The organism is Streptomyces sp. DvalAA-14 (genome assembly GCF_900091855.1).
Lineage (GTDB): Bacteria > Actinomycetota > Actinomycetes > Streptomycetales > Streptomycetaceae > Actinacidiphila.
The window spans coordinates 38,411-56,701 of record NZ_FMCH01000504.1; the positions used below are offsets into that span (position 1 = coordinate 38,411).

Genomic DNA, 18,291 nt, shown 5'->3' on the forward strand with positions numbered 1-18,291 from the left:
TCCGCTGGCGCGGCGCCGTCGGCCCTCACGACGGGACGAGACATCACACGGACGGTCAGCGGCCGTAGGCCTCCAGCAGCCGTAGCCACACCTCGCTGATCGTGGGAAACGCCGGCACCGCGTGCCACAGCCGGTCCAGCGGTACCTCACCGACGATCGCGATGGTCGCGGCGTGCAGGAGTTCCGCGACGTCCGGGCCGACCAGCGTGAAGCCGACGACCACCTTCCGATCCTCATCGACGACCATCCGGGCGTGCCCGGCGAATCCGTCGGCGTGAAGGGCCGATCCCGCGACGGCGCCCAGGTCGTAGTCGACGACGCGGATCCGGAGCCCGGCGGCCCCGGCGGCGGCCGCGGTCAGCCCCACCGACGCGATCTCGGGTTCGGTGAAGACCACCTGCGGCACCGCGCGCTCATCAGCGGTGGCCACGTGCCGGCCCCACGGGCTGTCCTCGATCGCTTCGCCCTTGGCGCGCGCCACGATGACATCACCCACGGCGCGGGCCTGATACTTGCCCTGATGGGTCAGCAGCACACGCCGGTTGACATCACCGGCGGCGTACAACCACCCGTCGGCCAGCAGCTCTCCATCGTCTCCGACCACCCGCAGCGTGTCGTCCACCGTGAGCCAGGCGCCCGGGGCCAGGCCGACGATGTCGAGTCCGATCTCCCGGGTGTTCGGCGTACGGCCGATCGCCACGAGAAGCTCATCGGCCTCGACCTGCTCGCCGCTGGTGAGCGTGATGCGCACCACGCCGTCACCGCCGCGTTGCACGGATCCGGCCTCCGCTCCGAGGAGCACCCGAACACCGGCTTCCCGCAACGACTCGGTGACCCGTTCACCGGCGAACGGCTCGGCGAGCGGCAGGACACCGTCACGGGCCAGCACGGTCACCGACGACCCGAGACCGGAGAACACCGCCGCCATCTCCGAGGCCACCACGCCACCGCCGATGACGGCGAGCCGCGCGGGAACCGACGTCGCGGCAGCCGCCTCCCGGCTGCTCCACGGCGTCGCCGCCCGCAGACCGGGAATGTCGGGCAGCAGCGCGGCGCTTCCCGTCGCGATGACGACCGCATGACGCGCGGTCAGCGACCTCATGGCACCGTCCTCGCCGGTCACTTCGACGACCTTGTCGGAACTGATCCGCCCCTGGCCGCGGTACAGCGCGATCCCGGCCGAGCTGAGCCAGGACGCCTGACCGTCGTCCTCCCAGTGCGAGGAGAAGGAGTCCCGACGGCGCAGGACGGCCGCGACGTCCAGCCCACCGGTCACCGCCTCACGCGCGCCGGGTACCTGCCGGGCCGCCCGGAGCGCGGCCGCGCTCCGCAACAGTGCCTTGGTCGGCATGCAGGCCCAGTAGGAGCACTCACCGCCGACCAGTTCCCGCTCGACGACAGCGGCGCTCAGGCCGCCTTGCACCACCCGGTCGGCGACGTTCTCCCCGACCGGACCCGCGCCGATCACGATGACGTCGTAGGTGTTGGCATCCATGTCAGCCCCGCTTCGCGGCGCGGCCCAGACGCAGGGCCGAGACGAGGAAGAAGACGGCGCCCGGCACGGCGTAGCCGGCTGCGCTGGTCAGCGAGGGCTTGTCCGCGCCGGCCGAGGCGATGAACGACGCACCGGCCAGGACGGAGATACCGCCGCTGAGAATCATCGGCCACTGGCCGCCCATCGAGCGGCGGGGGACAGCCACGATCAGCTGGACCAGCCCGGCCACGATCGCCCAGGCCCCCCACACGCGCAGTACCGCCGGTATGCCGGACGCACAGGCGATGCCCACACCGATGGCCGTGACGAGACTGACCGCGATGTTCACATACAGCAGCGCGGGCGATCCGCCGGCGCGAGAAACCCTCGCGTCGTAGACGGCTGAACCCACATCGAACAGCGGGTACAGCACGAGCAGGGTGACCACGGCGGGATTCAGCTTCGAAGCCATCGGCAACATCACGGCGGCCCAGACGAGAGCGAACCCGAACCGGACGAAATACAACCGCCGCAGAGCAGAGGCCGCCCCGGTGATACCGGACGGAGCAGCAGTGGTGGTGCTCACAGTGTTCCTTTCAATGCATGGATGGAGAAAGGGGAGCGATGGCGTGGTCCTGCTTGGAGGCCGGTGATCGGGATGGCCGCATGATGTGCCGGGCCGCTGGACTCCACCTCTGCAAGACCGATCGTTCTTTGGCCAGCATGGCAACGGATCGATCACCTGTCAAGAGAGAACGTTCTCCCTCGCATGAGGGGTGTCATCGCCCACTGCCACGGTCTTTCCTGCCTCGGCGGCCGGGGGCAGGCCGAGACGACGCCAGGGCGGGGCGGGGAGCCGATGTGCTCCCCGCCCCGCCCTGGGCTGCTTTCGCCGCTTTCCGCTACCGGGCGGTGAGCCCGTAGACGCCCAGCTCGCTGACGGCCATCTGGCCGCCGGTCTGACCGCCCTGGTCGGGCAGGTCGGCGATGAGCCGGAGATAGCGCGCCGTCACCGGCTTGTCGAGCTGCACACCGGTGAGCCCCGCGCCGGCACCGGTGTGCCGCGCCACGGTGTACCAGGTCGAGTCGTCGCCGGAGACGTCGATGTGGAAGTCGGTGGCGAACTTGCCGTCCGGCTGGAGGAGCGTGACCAGATCGACCGACTGCGGCGTGCCCAGGTCGACCTGCTGGATCCAGCGGTACTGGCCGGTGGCCTGCGCCCAGGTGGCCGGGTCTGCGTCGGTGGCGTACGACGGCAGCGAGTCCGGCTGCATCTTCGCCTGGGTGCGGTCGATGAACAGCGCCTGGGCGGGCGCGTTCAGCGCCAGGTTCGCGTTGCCCGGCACGGGGGCGTACGCGCCGACCTCGCTGATGGCCATCTGGTCGCCGCGCTGGCCCCAGTCGTCGGGCTTGTCGGCGACGATGCGCAGGTAACGGGCCTGGATCGGGGAGGCGAACTGCACGGGGACGGTGCCCCAGCCGGCGTCGTGGACGGTGCCGGCCGTCGTCCAGGTGGCGCCGTCGGTGGAGGTGTCCAGGTGGAAGTCCGTGGCGAAGTGGGGCTCGGGCATCGTGACGGTGGCCGAGCCGAGGGTGGTCGCCTTCGTCAGGTCGACCACCAGCTGCCAGCGGAACTGGCCGCTGGCCTGCACCCAGGTGCCCGGGTCGCCGTCGGTGGCGCTGGACAGCACCGTGCCCGGCTGGAGGGCGGCGGCGCTGCCGTCGGTGAACTGCGCCTGTACGGGCTTGCCCAGGGCGAGGTTGTCCGGGGCGGTGCCTGCGGGCGCTGCTGTCAGATGCGCGTACTGCGGCTCCAGGCCGGCGCCGGCGATGAGGGACGCCGGTACACCGGCGCCGTCGGGGGCGACCTGGGTGTTGTCGAGTGTGAGGTTGTCCGGGGCGCCGCACGGCCAGTCCGGGGTGGTGTTCTCGACGTAGTTGCCGGTGAAGGAGAAGTTCCCGTAGGGGAGGGCGTCCTCCTTGCAGCCGCCCATGGAGAAGGTGCCGTTGGCGAACATGGCGTTGCCCGTCATGGTGATGTTCGTGCTGCCGCCGTCGGTGTAGATGGCGTGGCCGCCGTCCGCCCCGTTGTCGTTGCGGACGACGTTTCCGCTGATCAGCAGGCCGTCGGCGAGCGAGTCGCCTTCCTGGCCGAGGACGTAGATGCCGCCGCCGTCGGAGCGCAGCTGCATGGCGTCGAACACCAGGTTGTCCACGATCTTGTTCCCGCCGGACTCGGTGGGGGTGTGGCCCCAGCCCCAGTTGGAGCTGATGCCGCTGTACGGGACGTCGTTGACCTGGTTGTGCTCGATCACGTCGTCGCGGGTGTAGCTCTGGAAGATGCCGACGCCGCCGGTGTATTCGGCGGCGACGTTGTGCACCCAGTTGTCGGCGACGGTGTTGCGGGCCGGCAGCAGGGACAGGTCCGCCGGGGCCGCGTCGGCGCCGTTGCCGATCTCGACGCCGTTGCCGGAGATGTCGGTGAACTCGTTGCCCTCGATGGTGGAGTCGTCGACGTTGCGGCCCAGTTGCAGGCCGGCCGCGCCCAGATGCTGGAAGGTGCTGCCGGTGATGGCCAGTCCCTGGGTGTGGTCGAAGACGACGTTGCCGGGGGTCATCGTCCAGTTGCCGTAGGGGCAGGTGCCGGGATCGGTGGTCGAGTAGCGGTCGCAGGAGCCCTGCTTGTCCCAGGCGTCGGCGCCGGTCAGCCGCATGTTGGCCTGGACCTCGGAGAATCCGTCGGGTCCGTTGGGCTCGGTCCAGCCGCCGTACGCGAAGGAGATGCCGGTGAAGGAGACACCTGCCAGGGGACGGGCCTCGGTGCCGGTTCCGGACACCAGGGTCTGCAGCCGGGGTATCTCGACGTCCGCGGCGTTGAGGTCCTGTCCCGGACGCGGCTTGTAGTAGAGAGTGTGGGCCGGCTTGTCGAGATACCACTCGCCCGGGTCGTCGAGCAGTTCGCGCGCGTTTTCGACGTAGTCGGGAAGGTTGGCGTTGACGCCGTAGGGCTTCTTGGTCGAGTTGTCGAAGCAGGGCTGGTCCATGGTGACCGTGGTCCCCGCCACCGACGCCACCCCGCAGGACATCTCGGTCCAGCCGACGGTGTAGCCGAACTGGACGTCGGAGATGTTGTGCCAGCTGTCCAGGGTCGTGTCGGAGGTGGTGTAGCCGGTGGCGGTCCGGGTGAAGCTGGTCGGGTCGGCGCCCCGGGCGCGTTCGCCGCGTACTCCGTCGACATACAGCTGGCGCGTGTCGGTGCCGGCCGGCACCACCGCCTGCCAGACGCCGCCCGGGCCCTGCTTCCATCCCCGGACCTGCTCGCCGCCGCTGAGCACGGGGTGCGCGCCGGGCGCCGCCTGGTAGCTGACGCGGTGACCTGACGGCCCGCCGTCGCCCTTCGCGGCGTCGAGGGCGAAGGTCCGGTCGAGCCGGTAGGTGCCGCCGGCCAGGACGACATCGATGTCGGAGTTCGCGGTGCGGCTCGCGGCACGGACGTCGGTCTGGGCGGTGGTCAGCGCGCAGGGATCGTGCGGCGAGCAGGTCGAACCGTGCCCGTCGGGGGCGACGGAGAAGGTGACGGCGGCTCGCGGGGCCGGGTGGGACGGGGCGGCGGCGGATGCCCAGCCGCTGGACAGGAAACCGGCGAGCAGGGCGGCGGCCGCGCCCGCGCTCACGGTGAGACTGCGGCGACGCAGTCCGGTCTTCTTCATGCGTATCACTCCCGGGGCTTCACTGATGCGAGGTGTTCCGGTTGTTCCGGTGGTGTTCCGGTGCGGTGGGAGGCGCTGCGGGGCGCGGCGACGACGCCGGGGGAGGGGTGCCGCGGCCCCGCGCGGGTCAATCCTTGGTGGAGCCGGCGAGCATGCCGGAGACGAGAGTGCGCTGGGAGAACAGGAACAGCACCAGCACGGGCAGGATCGCGACGATGATCGCCAGCGACAGCTCGGGAATGGTGATGTTCAGCCCCGCGCCGGCCACCGGGTTGAACGACGGGGTGGAGGTGAGCAGTTGGTTCAGGCCGACCTGGATCGGGAACTCGTCGCTGTTGGGCAGCACGAGATACGGCAGGAAGAAGTTGTTCCAGTTCCCGACGAAGCTGAAGAAGGCCACCAGGCCGACGACGGGCTTGGCCAGCGGGAGGGCGATCCGGGTGAACAGCTGCCACTCCGAGCACCCGTCGATGCGTGCCGCCGCCAGCAGGTCGCGGGGCAGGCTGGTGGCGAAGTAGATGTACACCAGGTACACCCCGAACGGGTAGAACGAGAACGGCAGGATCACCGACCAGATGGTGCCGATCAGGTGGAAGCGGTTGAGTTCCAGGAAGATCGGCAGCACCAGCGTGGCCGACGGCATGATCATCGTCACCATGGTGGTGATCAGCAGCGTCTTGCGGCCGCGGAAGCGGGTCAGGGCCAGCGAGTAGCCCGCCGGGAGACTGGTCAGCAGCGTCAGGACCAGTGAACCCAGCGAGTAGACCGCCGAGTTGCGCAGCCACACCAGCACCGCGCCGTCCTGGAAGGCGAACAGGTGCCGCCAGGCCGCGCCGATCTGCCGGAAGGAGCCGAACGACAGCGGGTTGTCGTGCACGATCTGGCCCGCGGTCTTCGACGGGGCCAGCAGCAGCCAGACCACCGGCAGGACGAAGAACACCAGCAGCACGCCGAGCAGCAGGGCCACGATCGCGGCCGACACGGCCCGGGACGGGGTGGCGCGCGGGCGCGGCACGCGCGGAGCTGAAGTACTTTGCGTCATTTCTCATCCAACGTGAACATGTTCGAGCGCGCCACCAACAGGCCCGCGCACAGCAGCCCGAGTGCGAGCAGGAAGACGGAGATGGCGGCGGCTCCGTTGAAGTCGCCCTGCTGGAAGGCGTAGACGTACGCCAGCTGGTTGGGCGACCAGGCGGGGCTGACCCGGCCGAGGCTGGCGGTCTGCAGCAGTTGCGGCTCGACGAACAGCTGGGTGCCGCCCGCGAAGGCCAGGATCGTCATATAGGCGATCCACTGCCTGATCATCGGGATCTGGATGTGCCACGCGGTCCGCCAGGGTCCCGCGCCGTCCATCCGGGCCGCTTCCAGCACCTCGTCGGGGATGTTGTTGAGGGCCCCGTACATCACCACCATCCAGCCGCCGGCGCCGGTCCAGAACGCGATCAGCATGAAGATCACCGGCAGGTCGCCGGGGGCCAGGACCGCCGCGAAGCTGTCCAGGCCCATGGCCTTGAGCAGCCAGGACACCGGGCTGACGTCCGGGTCCAGCATGAACAGCCAGACCAGCACACTGGCCACCCCGGCGAGCGCGCCCGGCAGGTAGTACAGGAACCGCAGCAGCGCCGAGACACTCGCCCGCACCCGGCTGCGCAGCACCACCGCCACCAGCACGGTGAGCACGACCAGGACCACCAGCCACAGGACCAGGTAGAGCAGGACGTGGCCGAAGGCCGGCCCGAAGCGGTAGTCGCGGGCCACCTTGGTGAACTGGTTGAGCCCGGTGAAGCTGCCCGCCTCGTTGGTGAAGGCCAGGTAGAAGGCGTAGCAGGTGGGGAACACGCCGAAGGCGACCAGCAGGACCGTGTACCCGGCGACGAACAGGTAGCCCGCCGCACTGCCGGCCCGCCGCCGCGTCATTGCGCGGCGGCGGGGGACGGCGATGCGCTGGGTGGCCAGCGTCATCGGTTGGTCACCTGGTATCCGTTGGTCCTGGCCTCGTCGCTGATCGCGCTCTGCCAGGCGGGCAGCGTGGCGGTCAGCGTCTTGCCCGCGGTCAGTGCGGGCAGGACCACGCTGGACCAGGCGGTCGCGTCGGAGAACTTCGTGTTGGACCAGCCGGTCCACACCTCGTCTGCGGCCTGCCGGAACGGACCGCTGACATCGGTGGCGAAATAGTCGCGGTTGGCGGGGTTGGCCAGCCAGGCGGTGGCCGCCGGGGTGTAGGCGGGGTAGGTCGGCGCCGACGCCTGGTTGTCGTTCGACGTGGTCAGCCAGGTTGCCAGGTCGGTGGACGCCTTGAGGTTGGCGCTGTGCGCGGAGACCATCCACACCCCGCCGCCGACGTTGCCGGTGCTCGGAGCGGTCTCACCGGGCCAGGCCAGCGGGGCCGCGGCGGTGATCTGCCGGGCGGGGGTGTTGAAGGCGGTCTTGAACAGGTACTGGCCGTACCAGGAGGGCCCGTAGGCCATCAGGACCTTGGAGCCGCTGCTCTTGGCGAAGCCCTGGCTGAAGAAGCCCTCGGTGCTGACCGCCTTGGCCGCTATCAGCTTGTCGAGCAGCCCCGACATGCGGGTGCACTTCGGGTCCTGCAGGTCGACCCGCAAGGTGGTGGGCTTGACCAGGTCGAACGCGGGGCACTGGCTCGACCAGAGGTAGGACTCCTGGGAGTTGGTGTCGCCGACCGAGCCGACCAGGTAGCCGGGGTGCTCCTTGGCGACCTTCTCGCCGAGTGCCTCGTACTGCGGCCAGGTGGTGGGGACCTGGTAACCCCACTTGTCCATCAGCGACTTGTTGTACCAGAGCACGACCTGCGCGATGTCGTTGCGCAGGCAGTAGGTGTGGCCGTTGAACTGGCACGGCGACAGCGAACCCTTGGCGAAGCCGTCCAGGGTCTGCTGCGGCACCAGGCTCTGGTCCAGCGGCGCCGCGAACGGTGTGGCGCCCGGCTTGGTGGGCGCCGAGGCCCAGGTCACATCGGTCGGAGTGCCGAACACCACGTCCGGCCAGCCGCTGCCGGTACGGTCGAACAGCTGCACCTTCGTCTGGAGGTAGGTGGAGCCGTCGGCGCCTCCGTCGTACGTGACGATCTTCATCTTCACGTCCGGGTGCGCCTTCTGGTAGGCCTGCACCGCGGGCAGGCGGGTGGAGTCCGCCCAGACGGTGATCTGCGAGCCGGCCTTCTGCGTGACCGGTTTGAACGCCGCGTGGCCCGGCTGGGCGCCGGCGTCCTTGGTCGGTTCCGCGCTGGCGCATCCGGCCAGTACGCCAGCCATGGCCAGGGCGGCCAGCGCGGCGCCGGCCCGTAGCGCCCGGCGGCGCAGGGCGGTTCTGGGAGATCCGGAAGACCTCATTGTCTTGCCTCTCTGTTCTTTCGGCTCATGTGCGACTGCTGTTCAGCGGGGCTGCTCGACGAAGCGCCGGAGTTCGGGTCCGTAGCCGTAGTCGAGCGGCAGGGCGATGCCCGGGCCGGTGGGGGCGTGGACGAGCCCCTGGTCGTCCACATGGCGCTCGCGCACGACGTGCGTGGCGGTGACCAGGGACTCGTAGTAGGTGGTGTTGGAGATGGCCATGCACAGGTGGTGGTTGGGGATGTCCGAGCCGTGCACCTCGGCGCGCACCCGGAACGCGTCGGCGAGGTGCGCGGTGCGCATGGCGCCGGTGATCCCGCCGCGCAGCGTGGTGCCGGCGCGCACACCGAAGGTCGCGGCTCCGGCCCTGATGAAGTCGGCGGAGTTCATGTGGACGCCGTCCGAGGTCTCACCGACCAGGAGCGGCACCGCGACGGACTGGGCCAGGCGCTGGTAGGCGCTGATGCTGAACTCGCGCATCGGCTCCTCGTACCAGAGGTAGCCGGCCTCGGCGAGCGCGTTGCCCAGGAAGATCGCGTCGGGCAGGTCGAAGCCCGCCGACCCGTCGTACATCAGCGGGATGTCCGGGCCCACATGGGCGCGCAGCGCCTGGCACAGCGCCGCGTCGCGCCGCGCCTCGCCCCAGGCGTGGAGTTTGATGCCCCGGTAGCCCAGGGCAAGGCACTGGTCGGCCACGTCGAGGAACTCCTCGGTCGTGGCGAAGGTCGTGGTGGAGGCGTAGGCGGGTATCGCGTCGCGGAAACCGCCGAGCAGCCGCCAGACCGGCTGGTCGTGGACGCGGCCGGCCAGGTCCCACAGCGCGATGTCGATCAGACCGAGGGTGGGCAGCGGGAGTTCGTGGATCCGGTCCAGCTCCCACACCCGGTGCCACAGCCACTCCCGCTGGAACGGGTCGGCTCCCACGAGTTCGTCGCGGAACACCCGGTCCACGAGGTCCCCCAGGGTGACGGCGGCTCCCGGTCTGGCGAACACCGCCACGCCCTCGGCTCCCTCGTCGGTGCCGATGCGCAGAACCGCGCCGTCGCCGGTCGGCGCACTGCCGCTCAGCCCCCGCCGCCAGGAGAACGGCGGGTCTGCCGGGGGAACGTCGATCCGGTGGACTTCGACATGAGTGATCTTCATCCGTGCTTTCTGTTTCTGTGAACGGACCGGCTGGCGGGGGCGGTTGGGGGGAGCGGCGGGGCGTGCCGTTTTGCGGGCGCACCACAGCGGAAACGATTCGTCGCAGGACGGCGCGACGCCGGAGGTGTGGCGCGGCGCTCCGGGCTCGCGGCCCGGACGGGCCGGCAACCGGGCGTGCGGGATCCGCGCCGGGCGGTGGGCCCGGCGGGTGGGCCCGGTGGGGGGCCCGCGGCTTCCGCCGGACGGTCCGCCGGGGGCATCGGTGCCGGGTGCTCCGAGCGGTCGCCGGGGGAGGACTTACGAAGCTGAGGTCTCCGGCGAGTCCTCCTGCCTGCCGTCCGGCCCTCCGTCCTGGGCCCCGCGCGGCTTCCGGGCGGCCGCGCCGCCGACCGGCTCGGTCAGGTTGAACAGCCGGTCGCGGATCTTGCGTTCGACCTGCCGGCGGGTGGTGTCGATGTGCTCCTGCATCAGCTCGGCGGCTTTCTCCGCGCCGCCCGAGGAGATGGCCGCCGCGATGGCGAGGTGCTGCCGGCCCGCCACTTCCAGCGAGCCCGGCACGTCTCCGTGGAAGAGCAGGATGTCGGTCTGCGACATCAGCCGCCGGATCGTGGTGATGCTCGACCGGAGGAACACGTTGTGCGCGGCGATGCCGACCGCGTCGTGGAACTGCTCGTCCGCGGCGGCGAACGCCGCCACGTCTCCGGCGAGCGCGGCGCCGAGGGAGGCTTCCGCGCTCTTGCCGATGGCCCGCACCTCGAGGGGCGTGGCGAGACCGGCGGCCTTTTGCGCGGTGTCGGACTCGATGAGCTGCCGGTAGTCGATCAGCATCATCACGTGTTCCATGCGCGTCGGCTGGAAGTGCGCGAGCCGGTCGTCGTTCAGCGCGCCGGGTGTGGCGGCCACGAAGATGCCGGCCCCGCGGCGGACGGTGAGCCGTCCGATCGCGGCCAGTACCTTGATCGCCTCCCGCGTGACGTTGCGGGTGGCGCCCAGGATCTGGGCGAGTCCCTGCTCGGTGGGCAGGCGGTCGCCCGGCATCAGGTTCTGTTCGGCGATGTAGGTGAGCAGCTGCTCGGCGACCAGCTCGTACCCCGGACGGTAGGGGGCGGCCGCCGTGTCGGGTCCCTCGGACGGGTCAGCGTGTTCGCCAGTCACAGCGACAACTCCTCCTCGGCTCGATGAATCGGATTCATTTGCGCCGTCACTATGACATCCGGATGTCCCGAGGGGAAGAGTCGGGTCAATTTTGCTGCCTTCCGGAGCGGGAGTTCCTGGTCGATCCTGGTCGGAGGTCGCAAGAGGGGCGCCAGGCAGGCCCATTGCGCCGCCTACCGTCCCCGCTTATCGTGCTCGCGGCACGATGAACCTGATTCATCGGCTCCGCGCCGAGCCGCCACGACGACAAGGGAGACCCATGAGAGCCGCACCCGGCGCCGCGGGGTGAACAGCAACCCGCTCGGCCGTACCGATGTCGCGGTCACCGCCCTGGGGTTCGGGGCCGCGCCCATCGGCAACCTGCACCGCCCCGTCGCGGAGCCCGACGCGCTCGCCGCCGTCAACGCCGCCTGGGACAGCGGAATCCGCTACTTCGACACCGCCCCGCACTACGGACTCGGCCTGTCCGAGCGCCGGTTGGGCGAGGCGCTCGCCGGCCACCCGCGACACGAGTACGCCGTCTCCACGAAGGTCGGCCGCCTGCTGACACCCAACCGGGCCCCCACCGGCTCCGACCTGGCCGCGGGCGGCTTCGCCGTACCCGACGCGCTGACCCGGCGGCCCGACTACTCCCACGACGGTGTCCTGCGCAGCCTCGAGGACAGCTTGCGGCGGCTGCGCCTGGACCGGGTGGACATCGTGTACGTGCACGACCCGGACGACCACCTGGACGAAGCCCTGGAGCACGCGCTGCCGGCCCTCGCCGACCTGCGGGACCAGGGCGTCGTCGGCGCCGTCGGCGCGGGCATGAACGCCGTGGCACCGCTGTCCCGGATCGCGGCGGAGGCGGACGTCGACGTGCTGATGGTGGCCGGGCGGTGGACCCTGGCCGACCGGAGCGCCGGCCCGCTGCTCGACCTCTGCGCGCGGCGCGGGATCTCCGTGGTGGCCGCCGCCCCCTTCAACTCGGGCCTGCTCAGCAGGCCGTGGCCGCCCGACGACGCATCGTACGACTACGGCCCCGCTCCCGAGGCGGTGCTCCGCCGCGCCCGAACCCTCGCCGAAGTGTGCCGACGGCACGGCACGGTCCTGCCGCACGCCGCCATCCGCTTCCCGCTGCGCCACCCCGCCGTGGCCTCCGTCGTGGCGGGCACCCGCACCGCCGCGGAGGCCACGGCGGCCGCCGGCTGGGCGATGTCCGACCTGCCCCCCGACGCCTGGGCGGAGTTGGACCCGCTCACCCCGTGACAGCGCCGCGCGCCCTACCCGATCCCGGAAGAGGCCCCCCGTGCCCGCCGCGCCGAGGCCAGGTCCGGCACCTCGGGCCCGGCCCCGGGGCGGGGCAGACTGCTGGTATGACCGAACGAGACCGCCCAGACGCTGCCAGCACATCCCGCACGGATCCCGCCGCGCAGGGGTTCACCTATCGCGAGGTCGGCGGCACCGCGCCCGGCGGCCGGTTGCCGCCGGGCTACCGCCACCTGCGGTACCGCACCCGGCTGGGAACCGGCCGGGAGGTGTTCGACGCGGCCGGCCGACAGGTCCTGACCTGGCGGATGCACCGGGCCCTCGGGGTCCGGCTGACGGCGAGCGCGCAGCAGGCCGCGCCCGGGGTCCGCGTACGGATGCTGCTCGGCCGCGGCAGCGTCGGGCCGGTGGCCCCGTGCGAGGTGGTGTGGGCGGTGGCGGACCAGAACCGGATCGGATTCGGCTACGGCACGCTGCCGGGCCACCCGGAGCGAGGCGAAGAGGCGTTCCTGGTGGAGCTGGCGCCCGACGGCGCCGTCTGGTTCACCGTCACCGCCTTCAGCCGGCCGGCGCTGTGGTACACCCGCGCCCTCGGCCCGCTGGTCCCGCTGTTCCAGCACCTCTACGCCCGCCGCTGCGGCCAGGTCCTGCGAAAGCTCCGAGCCGGGTCCGCAACCTAGTGCGGTGACCGGACAGGTCACCGCACTGGCTAGGAGCTGTCCGGCCGATCATGCGGCTGCCGCCTCACTTGTCTGTTGTGTTACGTATGGGGCGGGAGCACGACGGTCTGTCGGACGCGGACTGGGAGCGGCTGCGGCCGTTCTTGCCGGTGAGCGCCGACCCGGCACCGAGCCCACGGGTCCGCCCCCGCGCGGCATCGGGTCCGCCGAACCACCGTGCAGCCATAGCCCGACATCAGCGGCGGACAGCCTGTAGCACTGGGGTGCGGCCCGGTGCAGGATCACGTCGTGCCGGAGCGGGCGACCCAGCCGGGGGCGCATCGCCACAGCCGCGAGCAGGAGCGCGGCGCCCAGCGCGACCTGGGTGATGACGGCCCGGCCGAGCACGATGAGCAGCACTCCGGCGAGGGCGAGCAGCACGGTGACCAGGTGGACCGCGACGGCCAGGGCGTAGCCGGCGATGCGCGCCGCGTCCAGGCGCGGGGCGGTGACACCCTTGTCGGGCCAGTCGCCGTACAGCTGTTCGCCGTATCGGGCGGCCACCTCGTGCCGGCGTGCCTCCAGCCGGCCACGCGGGGGGCGGGTCGGTGTTACAACCGCAGGCCGCGCACCAGGTGACGAAACGGGCGTCGACGGGTGTGGGCTCCCCGCAATCCGGGCACCGTGACGCGCTCGTCCCGGCCAGCTTCCCGGATCCGGACAGAGCGGTGTCGTCACTGGTCAGGGTCCCCCAGGGAAGATGGCAGCCGGGAGGTCGCGGCGCCGTACTGTATTGCACCCGCGGGCCAACTCCTCTCGATGGGTGGGCCCGCAAGGGGGGCGACGCACCGGCCGGATGATCACCGGCTGCACCGCGGTCCGTACCCCCACGGTGCTCAGGGGGTACCGAACCGGCATGGCGTCCACCCCGGCAGCCGTCCCCTCGTGGGAGCCGTCGCGTGTCCGGGGAGGGCCACCGTGGCGGTTCCCTGGGGGGAAGGGCGCCCCCGCCGCTGGGCGGGGGCACCTCGCAACAACCAGTTCAGCTGCAGGTCGCGGAGCTGTCGATCCGCACGGCGTTCAGCGAACCGCCGGTGACGTAGAACGTGGTCTCCGGCGGCAGGCAGGCGGTGGTCCCGCCCACCCAGCGGATGTACGCGATGTCGTCGTGACGGCTGTTGACCACCGTTATCGGAGCCGCGGGCACGGACGGCAGCGGCTGCCAGGTCGACGTGACGTCCTGGAACTTGCCGCCGATCTTGCCGTTCTCGATGAAGCACACATAGGGATACGGGCACGTCACCGCCGGGGCGACGGTCCCACTTGTGATGAACGACCCCCGGGCTTGGGGCGCCGCGCTCGCGGTGGCGGTTGAGCCCACCGTCATCGCCGCGACCGCGGCGGTCGCCAGCACCCCTGATGCGAGAGCTCTGGTTACCCTCATCGTTCCTCCTCAGTCGGTGGCCGGTCGGTCTCGCGATGCGGGTGCGCCGCGCCGCCCGGCTTGCGTCACCGAGTGTGCGAGCTCATCCCGGTCATCTGCCAGGCGCACGGCGGCATTGAGCACTTGGTGGGACGTCCACCCGTTGACCTGCCGGAACGTCCCCGCGGTGGAGACGACGCTGGGACGCAGTGGGCCGACGTGGGCGGCAGGAAGCTCCGACGCCCGCGTTCGAGCGCCGCCCACCCTCGGGATCCGGCTCAACTTCCGCGATCCGAGCAGGTCCCTCGCGGGTCGGGGCACGGGCGCGGATCCGATTCCAGTTGGGGGTGCGGGCGTTGGGTGGGTCGCGGTGGCCACGGATGGGCAGTTGGCAGGGTCCGGTGGGTCGGGTGCCGCGGCCGGAGCGGTGCCGGCGTTGACGGGGGTTCGTGTCGGCGCCGGTGGCCGGCGGAATCCGGGCGAGTGCAAGCGTCCGGGCTTTCGCCGGACCGGCACGATCGAGCACGGCATCCCCCTGGTTCCGCAGATCGAGGGAGTGACAAGCCGGCTGCTGTTGCCTGGGGACCAGATCGGTCCCGAGGAAGCCGCTGCCGCCGATGATCAGGGCTTCTAGCTAGGCGTCGAGGCTCAGCACCATGCTTGGCCGGTCCATGACGTGGTCGTCGCGCAGGGGCCGTACCGCGGTGCCGATCGCGAAGAACTCGGTGGTGTGCGACGCCCATGTGTGGGCGTGCCGCCGCTGCTTGACCGCCACGATCCCCTCGGCGTCGAGGTCCTCCGCCTCGGCCCGCATACGGCTCGTCGCCAGTTCGCGTGCACTGCGGAGAGCCTGCGAGAACTGCTCGACCTCGACGTTGCGGCCCGCATTGGCCATCACCTGGCCGAGCCGCTGACGCGCCATGTGATGGACGCACGAGCCCATGACCATGCCGAGGGGCGCGTGGCCCGACCGGATCAGCGTCCAGAAGTCCTGGCCGGACAGATGCGACGTGAACGGCTGGCTCTTGTTGTTGAGCCAGGTCCCGGTACGGCCCGGGTCCGCGCCGTCCGCCTTCACCGCCGTACCGACGGCGGTGAACTCGGCCGCGTCCGAGGCGAATTCCTTGATCTCGACGTCCAGCCGCACGCCGCCGACGCCGTCCGCGCCCAGCTCGCTCGCCTCCGCCGTCATGCGGTCCATCGCCAACTCGCGGGCGTGGTACATCGGTGGCAGGCCGCCATGAGGTGTCAGGCCGCCATGAGGTGTCAGGACGCGATGACGTCGATGTAGTCGATCTTGTTGTTGCTCGAACCGCTCGCGTTGGCCACGGTCAGCCGCCCGTCGGAGACGGTGACCTGCGCGGTGCCCTCGACCCAGTGCGCGGCGGCGGTGGGCGTACCGGAGACGACGACGGTGCCTTCGGCGGTGAGCCGGTAGGCGCTGTCGGTGTGGTCCGGGTCGCCGCTGACCACGTGGACGGTGTAGCGGCCGTTCGGCACGGCGAGCTCCCAGACGGTCGCGCTGCCGGGCCGCTGCATATGGATCAGGGTGGTGTAGCGCTGGTCGGGGGCGGTCGCGGAGGTACGGCTGCGGGTGTTGGCGGAGTTGTCGACGTTCCAGCCGTAGCTGAGGCCGCCGGACCTCGGGCCGTAGGCGGCCCCGGTATCGGCGGCGTACCCGATGGGTAGGGGCGAGCCGGCCGGTGCGAAGTTCACGGTGGCGGCGAAGACCGGGCTCAGCAGGAAAGCGTGCGGGCTGCCGTTGTGGAGCCCTGCGCCGACGATCTGACCCCGGTCGTTGATGCCGTTGGCCCTTTGCAGGTCCCAGCCGGAGCCGGCCGGGAGCAGGCTGTTCAGCGTGCTGAGTGTGCCGCCCGGCTGGCGCAGCCAGGCAACCGGGGCCGCACACGGCTGGCACTGCGGGTCGGCGGTGCCGACGATCTGCCCGCTGGCGTTGATCGCGCTGGCCTGGTTGTACTGGATCGCGTCGACGGTGCCCAGGTCCGTCAGCTCGCCGTTGCGCCACAGCGCCGCGTCCTGCCCGCCGGCCGCGGCGGGCAGGGCCACCGTGCCGACCACCTGGCCGGAGACGTTGACCGCGCTCGCCCCCGCGCCCCCGCCGCCGGGCAGATACGGGAGCATGGTGAGGGTGCCGGCGTGCCAGGTGAACGCGGGGCCGCCGACCACCTCGTCCTGCGCGCTGATGCCGGTGGCGGCGTTCAGGCTGTCCGGCGGGCTCCCCAACTCGGTCGGCTTGCCCGCCTGGTCGTAGAGGATCGCCACCGGGCCGTCCTCGGAGTCGGCCGGGCGCTGGCCGCCGGCGACCCGGCCCGCCGGGTCGATGGCGTTGCCGACGCCGAGCCGGTTGGTGACCGGGCCGCCGAGGTCCTGGATCACGCCGCCCGCGCTCCACCGCACCGGGTACCCGTACCCGCCGGGCAGCCGGTCCGCGGTTCCGGCGACCTGGCCCGCGTCATTGACGGCGTTCGCCCGGCTGTTGCCGCCGCCGGCCTCGGTGCCGAGGTCGGCCATCGTGCCGCTGGACCACTTGAAGGCGTGCTGGGTGACGTTGGGCGTCACGTCGGAGTAACCGACCACCACCCCGGCATTGTTGACGGCGGTGGCGACACTGGCTGTGCCGCTGCCGAGGGTGCCGAGATCGGTAACGGTGTACCGGGCGGCGGGCGCGGTCGCCGAGGCCGGTAGGGCGAACGACAGCGGTGCGAGCAGGACGATGCAGACGACGGCGATGCGTGGCGCGCGTACGGTGGGGCGTCGGCCGGACGGGGGCATGACTGGCCCTTCCACACAGGAGTGTCGGGTGCCCCGGGGGCTAGGTGAGAGAGCGCTCTCCCATGGGGGCACCACGACATTCGTGCCCAACCCACGACATGTCAACGCCGCAGCCGGACTTGCCTCCGGCAGCAAGCTCGGCCCCGGGTCCGCCGTTCCGGGGCGGCCTGCCGCCTGGGGCCCGGAACAAATCGTTCGGCATTGAACGACGACCCGCGTAGGGTGCTCCGGTTACCTGGGTGGAGGGCGGGCTGCAGGCGTGGCGCGGAGGAAAGTGACGCGGGACCAGTTGGCGGGAGCGGCGCAGGCCGCGCTGGGTGGTGGGCGACGACTGGACGCGGTCGAGCGGGTCGCCGGCGGCACCACGAAGGGCGTGTACCGGCTGACGATGGACGACGGCATGACGGCCATCGCCTATCTGTGGGGGGACTCCGAGAACTACTGGCCGGCCACCGAGTACGACGGCGACCTCGCCGACCCGTTCTCGCCCGGCGTCGGGCTCGAGCTGTTCGAGGCGGCGCATGCGCGGCTGAAGTCGCTGGGCGTTCGGGTCCTCGAGGTTCATCTGGTCGACCGCGACCGTACCTTTTACCCGGCCGACCTCGCGATCGTCGAGGACGTCCCCGGCGGGGACCTGATGGACCTGAGCACCCGCGACCCGCGGGCCGCGGAGCCCGCCATGGCGCGGCTGGCCGAGAGCCTGGCGGTGATGCGCCGGCACCGGGGTCCGTCCTTCGGCAAGGTGGCCCTGATCGACGCGGGCGGCACGTCACGGCCGGCCTCGTGCGAGCAGGCCGCGCTCGCTTTCGCGCTGCGCTGCCTCGCCGAGGCAACGGCGCGCGACCACCGGATCGCCGATGCCAGCGAGGAGGTGGAGGAGCGCCTGCGTCAACTGACCGCGGCGGTGCGGCCGCGCGCCGAGTATTCCGTCGTCCACGGCGAGCTGGGTCTGGACCATGTCATGGTCGACCGGGACGGTCATCCCGTCGTGATCGACATCGAGAACCTGCTGTACTTCGACGTCGAGTGGGAGCACGTGTTCCTGCGCCTGCGCCATACCGACAGCCAGTACCGGCAACTGGCGGTGGACGGCCTCGACGAGGACCGCCTCGCGCTCTACAAACTCACCCAGCACCTGTCACTGACCGCCGGCCCGCTGCGCCTGCTCGACGGGGACTTCCCCGACCGGGAGTTCATGCAGGGCATCGCCGAACACCACCTGAACGAAGCGCTGGTGATGGTCCGGTGGAGTTGACGATGCGACCCCCGTCGTCCAGGGCTGGATGATCACGGAGATGGTCGGCCGCAAGAAGCCGGACGGGATCCTCCGAAATGCCTT

15 protein-coding genes are annotated in these 18,291 nt (G+C 71.2%); 3 read left to right on the plus strand and 12 right to left on the minus strand.

Going from position 1 to position 18,291, the window contains the following annotated elements:
* Positions 1-55: 55 nt before the first annotated feature.
* The 8 genes from GA0115240_RS27195 to GA0115240_RS27230 all read right to left on the minus strand — a co-directional run bounded on the left by GA0115240_RS27195 (position 56) and on the right by GA0115240_RS27230 (position 10,829).
* Positions 56-1,495 (minus strand): dihydrolipoyl dehydrogenase family protein, encoded by a 1,440-nt coding sequence (locus GA0115240_RS27195; protein WP_093740640.1) that lies wholly within the window; start codon positions 1,493-1,495, stop codon positions 56-58.
* A gap of 1 nt (position 1,496) precedes the next feature.
* On the minus strand, positions 1,497-2,060 hold the full coding sequence (locus GA0115240_RS27200; protein ID WP_093740642.1) for a hypothetical protein: 564 nt from the start codon (positions 2,058-2,060) through the stop codon (positions 1,497-1,499).
* A 316-nt stretch (positions 2,061-2,376) separates the two neighbouring features.
* Positions 2,377-5,184, minus strand: a complete 2,808-nt coding sequence (locus tag GA0115240_RS27205) for a discoidin domain-containing protein (protein WP_093740644.1) — start codon at positions 5,182-5,184, stop codon at positions 2,377-2,379.
* Between the two features lie 127 nt (positions 5,185-5,311).
* Positions 5,312-6,226 carry a carbohydrate ABC transporter permease gene (locus GA0115240_RS27210; protein WP_093740646.1) on the minus strand — a complete coding sequence of 305 codons (915 nt, stop codon included), beginning with the start codon at positions 6,224-6,226 and terminating at the stop codon, positions 5,312-5,314.
* Positions 6,223-7,146, minus strand: a complete 924-nt coding sequence (locus tag GA0115240_RS27215; RefSeq protein WP_093740648.1) for a carbohydrate ABC transporter permease — start codon at positions 7,144-7,146, stop codon at positions 6,223-6,225. The genes GA0115240_RS27210 and GA0115240_RS27215 overlap by 4 nt, the downstream gene beginning before the upstream one ends.
* Positions 7,143-8,534, minus strand: coding sequence for an ABC transporter substrate-binding protein (locus GA0115240_RS27220; protein ID WP_093740650.1), 1,392 nt, complete (start codon positions 8,532-8,534; stop codon positions 7,143-7,145). The genes GA0115240_RS27215 and GA0115240_RS27220 overlap by 4 nt, the downstream gene beginning before the upstream one ends.
* Before the next feature lie 42 nt (positions 8,535-8,576).
* Positions 8,577-9,674, minus strand: coding sequence for an enolase C-terminal domain-like protein (locus tag GA0115240_RS27225; protein WP_093740652.1), 1,098 nt, complete (start codon positions 9,672-9,674; stop codon positions 8,577-8,579).
* Between the two features lie 297 nt (positions 9,675-9,971).
* A complete protein-coding gene (locus GA0115240_RS27230) occupies positions 9,972-10,829 on the minus strand; it encodes a FadR/GntR family transcriptional regulator (RefSeq protein WP_256070001.1) in 858 nt (285 codons plus the stop codon).
* 285 nt (positions 10,830-11,114) lie between these two features.
* Here GA0115240_RS27230 and GA0115240_RS27235 point away from each other — a divergent pair, with 285 nt between their 5' ends.
* Both GA0115240_RS27235 and GA0115240_RS27240 read left to right on the plus strand, forming a co-directional pair.
* A complete protein-coding gene (locus GA0115240_RS27235; protein WP_093740656.1) occupies positions 11,115-12,077 on the plus strand; it encodes an aldo/keto reductase in 963 nt (320 codons plus the stop codon).
* A gap of 107 nt (positions 12,078-12,184) precedes the next feature.
* A complete protein-coding gene (locus tag GA0115240_RS27240) occupies positions 12,185-12,757 on the plus strand; it encodes a DUF1990 family protein (RefSeq protein ID WP_093740658.1) in 573 nt (190 codons plus the stop codon).
* Positions 12,758-12,805: 48 nt separating this feature from the next.
* Here GA0115240_RS27240 and GA0115240_RS36365 read toward each other — a convergent pair whose 3' ends face one another.
* The 4 genes from GA0115240_RS36365 to GA0115240_RS27265 form a co-directional block, all read right to left on the minus strand.
* Complete coding sequence (locus GA0115240_RS36365) at positions 12,806-13,300, minus strand: hypothetical protein (protein WP_141708979.1); 495 nt, start codon at positions 13,298-13,300, stop codon at positions 12,806-12,808.
* A 478-nt stretch (positions 13,301-13,778) separates the two neighbouring features.
* Positions 13,779-14,180: a hypothetical protein gene (locus tag GA0115240_RS27250; protein ID WP_093740662.1), complete on the minus strand. Its 402-nt coding sequence runs from the start codon at positions 14,178-14,180 to the stop codon at positions 13,779-13,781.
* A gap of 613 nt (positions 14,181-14,793) precedes the next feature.
* Positions 14,794-15,384, minus strand: coding sequence for a heavy metal-binding domain-containing protein (locus GA0115240_RS27260; RefSeq protein ID WP_093740666.1), 591 nt, complete (start codon positions 15,382-15,384; stop codon positions 14,794-14,796).
* Between the two features lie 41 nt (positions 15,385-15,425).
* Positions 15,426-16,952, minus strand: a complete 1,527-nt coding sequence (locus GA0115240_RS27265) for a hypothetical protein (RefSeq protein ID WP_093740668.1) — start codon at positions 16,950-16,952, stop codon at positions 15,426-15,428.
* A gap of 274 nt (positions 16,953-17,226) precedes the next feature.
* Here GA0115240_RS27265 and GA0115240_RS27270 point away from each other — a divergent pair, with 274 nt between their 5' ends.
* A complete protein-coding gene (locus GA0115240_RS27270) occupies positions 17,227-18,207 on the plus strand; it encodes a phosphotransferase family protein (protein WP_093740670.1) in 981 nt (326 codons plus the stop codon).
* Positions 18,208-18,291: the final 84 nt, after the last annotated feature.

Coding starts and splice junctions, on each gene's coding strand:
- GA0115240_RS27210 (WP_093740646.1), bottom strand. CDS start 6,226: ATGACGCAAAGTACTTCAGCTCCGCGCGTGCCGCGCCCGCGCGCCACC.
- GA0115240_RS27225 (WP_093740652.1), bottom strand. CDS start 9,674: ATGAAGATCACTCATGTCGAAGTCCACCGGATCGACGTTCCCCCGGCA.
- GA0115240_RS27215 (WP_093740648.1), bottom strand. CDS start 7,146: ATGACGCTGGCCACCCAGCGCATCGCCGTCCCCCGCCGCCGCGCAATG.
- GA0115240_RS27240 (WP_093740658.1), top strand. CDS start 12,185: ATGACCGAACGAGACCGCCCAGACGCTGCCAGCACATCCCGCACGGAT.
- GA0115240_RS27250 (WP_093740662.1), bottom strand. CDS start 14,180: ATGAGGGTAACCAGAGCTCTCGCATCAGGGGTGCTGGCGACCGCCGCG.
- GA0115240_RS27220 (WP_093740650.1), bottom strand. CDS start 8,534: ATGAGGTCTTCCGGATCTCCCAGAACCGCCCTGCGCCGCCGGGCGCTA.
- GA0115240_RS27265 (WP_093740668.1), bottom strand. CDS start 16,952: ATGCCCCCGTCCGGCCGACGCCCCACCGTACGCGCGCCACGCATCGCC.
- GA0115240_RS27205 (WP_093740644.1), bottom strand. CDS start 5,184: ATGAAGAAGACCGGACTGCGTCGCCGCAGTCTCACCGTGAGCGCGGGC.
- GA0115240_RS27260 (WP_093740666.1), bottom strand. CDS start 15,384: ATGTACCACGCCCGCGAGTTGGCGATGGACCGCATGACGGCGGAGGCG.
- GA0115240_RS27195 (WP_093740640.1), bottom strand. CDS start 1,495: ATGGATGCCAACACCTACGACGTCATCGTGATCGGCGCGGGTCCGGTC.